Source organism: Wolbachia endosymbiont of Drosophila tristis, from assembly GCF_028981745.1.
Lineage (GTDB): Bacteria > Pseudomonadota > Alphaproteobacteria > Rickettsiales > Anaplasmataceae > Wolbachia > Wolbachia pipientis.
Map to the genome: position 1 here is coordinate 1 of NZ_JAPQLN010000056.1, position 9,318 is coordinate 9,318.

Below are 9,318 nucleotides of genomic sequence, written 5' to 3' on the forward strand. Positions count from 1 at the left end.
GGTTTAAAGTACAGCCAAGAAGATGGGTTGTAGAAAGGACTTTTGCTTGGGTTAATAGGAATAGAAGGCTATCGAAGGAGTATGATTTACTCACAACATCCACTGAGAATTTCATATACCTAGCTATGAGTAGGGTTATGTTAAAGAGGGAATATGCTTGAATTTACTAGTTTCCGGACAACCTCTTAAGTAAAACAATAAAAACTGCAAGTAAAACTTTAAAAAAGGTATTGGAAGCTCGGCAGAATAGTTTGTTGGGGTGTGAGCTACGGAAATATTTTTGAATTTGTAATTTTTCAGAAAGCCCTATATTCTTTAGTTTTACATAGCGAACATGAAGTCAAAGCATTATCCTGATACAGTAAGTAGTCCTGATTTTTTATCGTTAGAAAAGGAAATCATAAAATTTTGGCAGGAAAACAAAGTTTTTGAGCGGTCAGTTGAAGAACGTTCCAAGGATAATTGTTTTGTCTTTTACGATGGGCCTCCGTTTGCAAATGGACTTCCGCATTATGGACATTTACTCACTGGTTTCATCAAAGACGCATTTGCAAGATATCAAACTATGCTTCAAAAAAGGGTTGAACGTAGATTTGGCTGGGATTGCCATGGATTGCCGGCTGAGATGGGTGCAGAAAAAGAACTTGGAATATCTGGTAGAACTGAGATAGAGAAGTTTGGTATAGATAAATTTAACGATCATTGCCGTACTTCTGTGATGAAATTTTCATCAGAGTGGGAGAAGTATGTAAATAGGCAAGCAAGGTGGGTAGACTTTCACAATGACTATAAGACTATGGATAAATCATTCATGGAGTCGGTCATGTGGGCATTCAAGCAGCTTTATGATAAGGGTCTGGTGTATGAATCAGTGCGCGTTGTACCATATAGCTGGGCATGCGAAACTCCATTATCTAATTTCGAAACAAGGCTTGATAACGCGTATAGAGAAAAAGTTAGCAAAGCTGTAACTGTTGCATTTGAGCTTTTAGAAAACCCACAGCAATTTAAAAGTGTTAAACGAAAGTGTAAATTACTTGCTTGGACTACAACTCCTTGGACGTTGCCGAGCAACTTGGCTTTAGCAATAGGAAAAGATATTAAGTATTGTGCAGTGTCAGTCCACCCTTTGATGTCATTCCAGCGCGTGACGCTGGAATCTATTTCTGGATCCCAGTGTCTGGGCACTGGGATGACAGGGAGTAGTGAAGGAAGTTCAATGAATGGTGAAATATACATTTTTGCTGAAAGCTACTTAGAGAAATTTATCAGCCACTCTGAACAAAACAATATTCCATATGAAAACTGCAATATAAAACTTAAAGCGAATGATCTTGCAGGTCTTTCTTACAAACCACTGTTTGACTATTTTAAAGACACAAAAAATGCATTTCGCGTTTTTATTGCTGATTATGTGACGGAAGAAGACGGTACTGGCGTTGTGCATACTGCCCCTGGATTTGGTGAGGAAGATTTTTACCTTTGCCAAAGCCATGATATTCCAGTTATTTGTCCAATTGATAACAGTGGAAAATTTACTGCTGAAGTTTCAGATTTGGCAGGGGTTCATGTTTTTGATGCCAATGATACAGTAATAAAAAAATTGAAAGGGCAGGGAAGTTGGTTTAAGACTGAGCAATATATTCACAATTATCCACACTGCTGGAGAACTGACACTCCTTTGATCTATCGAACTATGCCTTCTTGGTATGTTGCTGTTACAAAATTCAAAAGCAGAATGGTAGAGCTAAATAAGAGAGTTAATTGGATACCAAACCACATTAGAGATGGTCAATTTGGAAAATGGCTTGAAGGGGCACACGACTGGTCAATTTCACGCAATCGATTCTGGGGTACGCCAATCCCTGTATGGAAATCAGATGATGCGAGATATCCAAGAGTAGATGTATATGGTTCAATAGAAGAACTGGAGAGAGATTTTAATGTTAAAATAGACGACTTGCACAGACCATTTATCGATACTTTAACAAGACTAAATCCTGATGATCCAACAGGAAAATCAGTTATGCGCCGTGTACCTGACGTGTTTGACTGCTGGTTTGAATCTGGCTCGATGCCATTTGCGCAAATCCACTATCCGTTTGAAAATAAGGAGTGGTTTGAATCTGCGGATTTTATCACTGAATACATAGCGCAAACCAGGGGGTGGTTTTATACGCTCTTTGTATTGTCCACTGCTTTGTTTAATAGGGAACCATTTAAGAACTGCATATGCCACGGTGTTGTTTTGGATGTAAAAGGGCAAAAATTGTCCAAACGTTTGAATAACTATGCAGATCCAATGGAGGTTTTTGATAGATACGGTTCTGATGCACTGCGTTTTCTTATGCTTTCTGGATCTATTATTTGTGGTGGTAATTTGCTACTCGATAAAGAAGGAAACTCAATACGAGATGTTCTGAAAAACGTAATAAAACCTATTTGGAACAGTTATCACTTTTTTACTATGTATGCAAATGCAGATGGAATTAAAGCTGAAGTTTGTAAGGATTATCAAAGTACTATTGATCGCTACATGATTTCCAAATGTTTTGAAGCTGTAGAAAGTATCCAAGCTTCTATGAACAGCTATAGCTCCCAAGAGGCTTGCAAAATTCTGATAGATTTTTTTGAAGTGCTGAATAACTGGTATATTCGTCGCAGTCGCGAGCGTTTTTGGAAAAGTGATTTGGATCAGGATAAAACTGATGCTTATAATGTTCTATATACGGTTTTTTATTACATACTAAGAGCTGCAGCTCCTTTGTTGCCACTTATAACAGAGAATATATGGCAAGGGCTTAAGTATGAAGAAACATCTGTTCATTTGGCTAATTTTCCACAATTAGAGAAGTTTGATAGTCAGCTCATTGCCAAGATGGATCTAGTGAGAGAGGTGTGCAACTCTGCACTTTCGATCAGAAACACTTTTAATATACGTATCAGACAGCCGCTTGGCAGTATGATCATTTATCATCAGTCTTCCTGTAGTTTTCTTGAAGGTGAACCGCTTTCTGTCATCCCAGAGTTCTCTCCTGTTATCCAAGTAGCTGACACTGGGATCCAGTGTGCTGCAGATTCAAATGAGTACCAGGAGATGATAAAAGATGAGGTGAATGTAAAAAGCTTGGAATTAGTAAACAGACTTGAAGGTATTGCATCACTAGAGTTAAAGCTAAATTTCCCACTGCTTGGGAAAAGAATTCCAGACAAAATCAAGAAGCTAGTTCAATATGTCAAGGAGGGAAAATGGAAGCAAGTTGAGAATGAGCAGATATTTCTAGGAGACGAATCAGAGAACTATATTATAGAAAAAGGCGAATATGAACTATTGTTAAAAGCAAACAGTGAATATTCCTCTGTATTTGATAACAATAAAGGGATTGTCATTCTAAATACTGAACTAAATGATGAATTAATTCTAGAAGGGTTAGCGAGAGATGTCGTGAGGCTCATTCAAGAAACCAGAAAACAAGCTGATTTTCATATATCAGATAGAATCAGAGTAATAATCAAAACAGAAGAAGAGAAAATTAAGGAAGCAATAAATACGTGGTTTGAATATATAAAAGAGCAGACCCTTGCCTTATCTTTGGACATTAATACAGAAATTGGAACTAACTTCTATTCTAAGGAATATCAGGATTTAAGTGTTAGTATTGAGCATTAAATTTTTAATAAAGTTGCAAGATTGTCAGTATTTATGCTATACTTAAGGTAATTGGATAAGGTTATAATATGAATAAAGCTGTTGCAGATGATTATGAAGAAGTTGTTAACAATAGTGGTGGTTTAGGTAAAGCAGAATCTGTTGTTACTTTGGAGGAGGAAGAAGAGTTTTTTGATGCTATGGAAGCTGTTTCTAATGTAGAAGAAGGGAATAATTTAGGTCTTGCTACTTCAGAAGAGGAAGAAGAATTTTTTGATGCTGTGGAAGAACAAGAGCCGTTAGCTAATTTTAACGTTCCACTCAGTATATTTCATTATAAAGATTATAACTCTGATTTTTTTACTTCCTGGTATAATATATCAAGCGAAATATTTAAGGAAATAAATAGAACTTGCCCAGAAAAGAAAATATTAAATTTAGCTCTGTCAGTTTTAATGCTTCCTTATATTGCTTTTACTGCACTGGGATTAGTCGTATGCAGTAGATTTCAAGCAAACAGCAAGACACAAGACAGTGTAGGGGAAGATAAGACAAAAAAGAGTGAAACTGGCGTGCCAAAAAGATTGGCATATGGTGTTCTTGCTGCAATAGCAATTTTTGTTAATATGGCTGTACTTGTAGCCTTAGTTGTTCCTGCAACAATTGCTTTGGCTACTTTTTATCTTTTAAATAGAGATTTATCTTACTCTTTAGTTACTGCTCTTAAAATAAGTATGGGGCGGTATTCTAATAAGCATCAAAATATTGAGGTGTCTTTTCATGAAAAGGAAGTTACTGGACCAAATATTGCGTGGGATATGGAAATAGAATTTCCACCGCAATTTAAACGATTGCTTAGAGATTTGTATGAAAATGAAAATAACAAGTGGTTTGATGTGACGCGGAATTCAGAGCATAGCATCGTACTGAAATTGTCAACTAACATCAATTTAAAAAATGGTCTTAAGCCCTTACGCAATGAAATCAAGGATGTGCTTGCAACTTCTATTCAGGAATTTGCGAAGACTATGGAAGAACTGATAAAGCTAGAAAAGAAAGAGATTACATATGATAAATTGAAGGAATTATTGAACGAATTCAAGTCGAAAGTGGTAGATAGTATAGGTCCTAATTTGACAAGTCACTTAATACAAAGTGCTTATCAAGTTGCCTTTATACAAGCAATTAAGTTTCAGCGAGATAGACGGGGAGAAGATTTTTCGCTGGAAGATGAGATAAAAAATTCTTTAGTGAGACAGGAATTAGAGAGTTTAAGAGGAATAGGTCAAACAAGGTGTAACAATATATATAAGAAATTAAAAGAAATACATGAAAACAGTAGCTTAACAAATGACACCTTAAAAAGGGGGTTAGAAGACCTTTTTAAATTCGAATATGATGATCAAGAGATTGAGCGCAGGCTGGTAAAATCAGTAATGAAAAAAGTTCAAGGTAAGTTAAGTCAATCAGATATACCGGATAAGGAGAAGCAAAGCCTAAGGAAGCAGCTTGAAGATTTAGAAAAAAAAGTAAAGGTTCCATCGGATAAGGAAGCTTCAGCTAAAATAAATGACTTTATAGAAAAGATGTATTTAGAAATAAAAAAATATAAAGTGCAAAGGTTACTTCGAGAACAAAAAAAGGGTGTTTTACGTTTATGCAAGAAATTAAGAAAATATGGTGAATCAGGTCTAGCAGAAATAATTGAAGCTTTTCGCGTGCAAGATGAAGGACATTTAGAAAAATCTACATTAGAACAAACACTCAAAGATCAAAATAAGCGTTTACAAGCTGAACAAAATAACAGGGAAAAAGGGCATCCGGGTACAAGATCAATAGAAGTGCTCTTAAAAAGGAATGAAGAAATTCTGAAAGCATTAAAACAGTTAGAATTAGGCAAAAAAGAATTATTGATAAATGAAGAAACAAAAAATGATTATAAAGAAGAACTAACGTCTCGTGAAAAAATAAAATTTGCAGTAATAGAAGATGATTTACTGAAGGTATTCAAGCTTGAAACTTTTGATGAAAAAGAAATCAAGAAGTTATTAGAAAGAGCAGAACTGGAGTACTGTTTAGCAGAAAAACGCATCAAATATCCTGTAATTAAAACAAAAGATAATATCAAACATTTTAGTCGAAATTTATTGTCTCCTTTGATAGACAATTTGACAAAAAATATAATAAATAATATACCAGGAAATAGTGAAGGTTGTATACAGAAAGTTAAGAACTGGAGTAAAGTTATGTTTGATGCAATAAAGATTGGAGCATCAAATGCTTATAAAGAGACTACAGAGAGAAAAGTGTTAAATGTGGCACATAATACTTATAAAGAAGGAGAGACATTTCTTCAATGTTTTCAGTCAAATTATGAAGGTATTGGAGCCTTTTTAGGTAATTTATTTTCTGATGATGGGGTAACATTTAAAAATGATGTGTGGCCTAAAATAGAAGAGCATTTGCATGGAGTGTGGGATAGATTTTTCAAGGATATTGAATTCAATATTGGAAATAAATTGGATGAAGTAAGTGTGACACAGCAACGGCAGGAAACTATGATTGTGACTCAACGATAAGTTCTCAAAGTTCCTCCGGTATTTTCACATACTAAATTAACTATAGCACTTGATTCTTTTTGGATCTCTTTTTCAGTTAAAGTGTGGATTGGAGAGCAAAAAGTAACTGACAACGCTATAGACATCTTATTCGGTTCTATATTATTTCCATGGTATACATCGAATATCAAAACTTCTGTGATGAGCTCTGAGCTTTTTTTTATCACATTGATTATGTTACCTACTTCCACATCCTTATTTACTATAAATGCAAAATCACGTTTTACACTTTGGTATTTATAATCGATAAATTTCTTTCTACTTACAGGTAAATTTTCAATATTTTCTAGTATTACCTCAAAACCTACAACTTTTTGCTTGATATCAAAAAGATCTAATATATTAGGATGCAACTCTCCAAAATAACCTGCTACTTTATTCTTAAAAGAGAGAGTGCCTGACTTTCCTGGGTGGTAATGTTCTTTTTCTGCTTTCTCTATCGTTAAATTATCACAATTAACGTTAAAAAACTCCAAAGCTGCTATGCAATCAGCCTTTGCGTCAAAAACATCTACTTTCCTATCAGTATTATAATGGTTTCGCGGTAAATTATTTCCTGACCTAATTCCACTTAAAACATACTTAGACTGAGCTTCACCATCGTAAATCGGCCCGATTTCGAAGATTGCAAGATCAGATATTCCATGGGCAATATTATCAGCAGTAACTTGCAATAAATTTGGCATAATACTTGGTCTCATTATATTAAAGCTATTGTTAAACGGATTATCGATGATAAATAACTTATTCGAGTAACCAAATTTTTCAGCTGTTGATTCACTCATAAACGACCAGGTTAGCACTTCATGAAACCCTCTGTTTGTCATCAAAATACGCAAATTGTCGTATGTACTATCTACTTCTTCAACATTATTTGGTAGTGGTTCTTCTTTTATTTTGTCATAGCCGTATATCCTTGTTACTTCTTCGATTAGGTCAGCCGGTATTGTCACGTCCGGTCTCCAGCTTGGTACTTGTACATTCCAATTGCCTTCGGTTTTTTTATCAATACTAAACCCTAGTTTCGTTAAGATATCAAGCACCTCATCAGGCGATACAGACACACTTCCAAACTTGTTCACATCCTGATAATCAAAGCTCACCTTGGTGTCAGCACTATCTAAACTGCCAGCAGACACTACGCTTGAGGTTTCTCCACCACATAAGTCCAGAATCATTTTAGCTGCAAGGTTGAGTCCATCAAAAGTAAATTCAGGATCAACTGAACGTGCAAATCTGTAACTAGCGTCTGTGGAGATGCCGAGCTGCCTTGAAGATTTAGTAATAGAGATGGGATCGAACCAAGCAGACTCTAAAAAGATATCAGTAGTTTCAAGAGTACATTCACTGCACTTACCACCTATAATTCCAGCAATTCCATGAATATTTTTATCACCTGCAATAACGCTTATGTCTTTGTTTAATAAGTATTCTTTACCGTTCAAACCAGCAAATTTTTCTCCGTCGTTTGCTTTGCGTACTGTGAGCTCTCCTTCTATTTTTTTTGCATCATACGCGTGCATTGGGCGGCTGAAAGATATCATAATATAGTTCGTGATATCAACTATTGCAGAAATGGAGCGCATTCCTATCGATTCCAGCCTATCTTTTAACCATTTTGGGCTTTCTTGATTTTTTACATTGGCGATGTATATTCCACTAATAAAACTTTCCCCGTCAGTAACTTCAACATCGATTGGTGAATTTATGGAGCTGGTAAGTTGTGGAATGCTTAAAGTCTTTAATGTCCCAATTCCAGTTGCAGCAAGGTCGCGAGCTATTCCATAAATGCCTAAGCAATCTCCACGGTTTGGAGTAACATTTATATCAATTACAGGGTCACAATTGAAAAATTTATCCCCTACTTTATAATCATCGGAAAGCTCGATTATTCCTTCACTTTCCTCTTGAACCAGCGCAAGTTCAGAAGCAGAGCAGAGCATCCCTTCACTTAGCACTCCTCGTATTTTTGTGGGCTTGATTGTGAAATCACTTTCTGGCAATGTGCTACCAAGAGATGCAAGCACAGTTTTCATACCTTCTGTAACATTGTTTGCTCCGCAAACTATTTGTAGAATTTTACTTCCGTCATCTACTTTACATAATTTTAATTTATCAGCATTTGGATGAGGTACGACTTCTAATACCTCTGCAACGATAAACCCAGTCAATCTGGAATTATCGATCACATCTTCTACTTCTAACCCTATGTGAGTTAATTTATCGGTAATTTCTTCTAAACTAGCATTGGTTTCTAAGTACTCTAATAACCAAGATAATGTGAATTTCATGGACCTAAAAAGAAGTGAAAAAGTTATTGTAATATAAAATGTAGTGCTTTTAAAGCTTGTTGTAGTGGAATACTTCTACATCATTGTTTATGATGTAGAAGCTTTTGTAACTTTATATCTTCTTGCGAAGAGAAAGAATTTTTTCTATATCACCTTTTAAATCTATCTCCAGAAAGAATTTAAGACTTTCATAATCCCAGGCATCCTCATCAATGTTACTATCAAAAAAGAAGTGTATTATTGCATTGTTGAGTCCTATGTAATAATCGCGAGTATCTTCGTCAAGGAAACAATCTACTGATTCGATGTATCCGTTACCAAATTCCTGCTCCAAATTTAAAGGATGATTAGTGTTAATAAAATCTATTTCGTTCATTATATACCTCACTAAAAATTAAATTATAATCAAAATAAGATATTAGAGGTTGTCCGGAAACAAGTAAAAGGCTATAATATCTGAAATTTTAGTACGGGGTAAAGATGAGAAAAAAGTATCCAACAGATCTAAGCGAAAGGGAATGGGCAAGAATAGAAAAACACTTCAGAGTATCATACAAGAAAGGAGGAAGGCCGCCAAAGTATAGCAAAAGAGAAATATTAGAAGCAATTTTCTATGTATTGCGTACAGGGTGTCAATGGCGGTATTTACCAAATGATTTTCCGCTATGGAAGACTGTGTATGAGCAGTTCAGGCAATGGAAGAAGCAGGGAATTTTTGAGAAAATGAATTATGAAATTACAAAATATAGTAGAAGAAAAA

Annotated in this window: 6 protein-coding genes; 4 read left to right on the plus strand and 2 right to left on the minus strand. The window is 35.2% G+C overall.

Annotated elements, in window-relative coordinates; translation table 11 throughout:
* The 3 genes from OZD64_RS02025 to OZD64_RS02035 form a co-directional block, all read left to right on the plus strand.
* Positions 1–161, plus strand: a 161-nt coding sequence (locus OZD64_RS02025; protein ID WP_274999147.1) for a transposase, incomplete at its 5' end; no start/stop codon positions are given.
* 173 nt (positions 162–334) lie between these two features.
* Positions 335–3,670, plus strand: coding sequence for a class I tRNA ligase family protein (locus tag OZD64_RS02030; RefSeq protein WP_274999215.1), 3,336 nt, complete (start codon positions 335–337; stop codon positions 3,668–3,670).
* 68 nt (positions 3,671–3,738) lie between these two features.
* The gene (locus tag OZD64_RS02035; protein WP_274999216.1) at positions 3,739–6,228 is read left to right on the plus strand and encodes a hypothetical protein; all 2,490 of its coding nucleotides are present in this window, start codon (positions 3,739–3,741) and stop codon (positions 6,226–6,228) included.
* Here the strand turns inward: OZD64_RS02035 and pheT are convergent.
* Both pheT and OZD64_RS02045 read right to left on the minus strand, forming a co-directional pair.
* The gene (pheT, locus tag OZD64_RS02040) at positions 6,219–8,558 is read right to left on the minus strand and encodes a phenylalanine--tRNA ligase subunit beta (RefSeq protein WP_038198730.1); all 2,340 of its coding nucleotides are present in this window, start codon (positions 8,556–8,558) and stop codon (positions 6,219–6,221) included. The two genes, OZD64_RS02035 and pheT, sit on opposite strands and share 10 nt — an antisense overlap.
* A gap of 112 nt (positions 8,559–8,670) precedes the next feature.
* Positions 8,671–8,934: a hypothetical protein gene (locus OZD64_RS02045; RefSeq protein ID WP_038198733.1), complete on the minus strand. Its 264-nt coding sequence runs from the start codon at positions 8,932–8,934 to the stop codon at positions 8,671–8,673.
* A gap of 104 nt (positions 8,935–9,038) precedes the next feature.
* Between OZD64_RS02045 and OZD64_RS02050 the strand changes: the two genes are divergently transcribed.
* Positions 9,039–9,318: IS5 family transposase (locus tag OZD64_RS02050; RefSeq protein WP_044471353.1), on the plus strand; the 280-nt coding region annotated here is incomplete at its 3' end.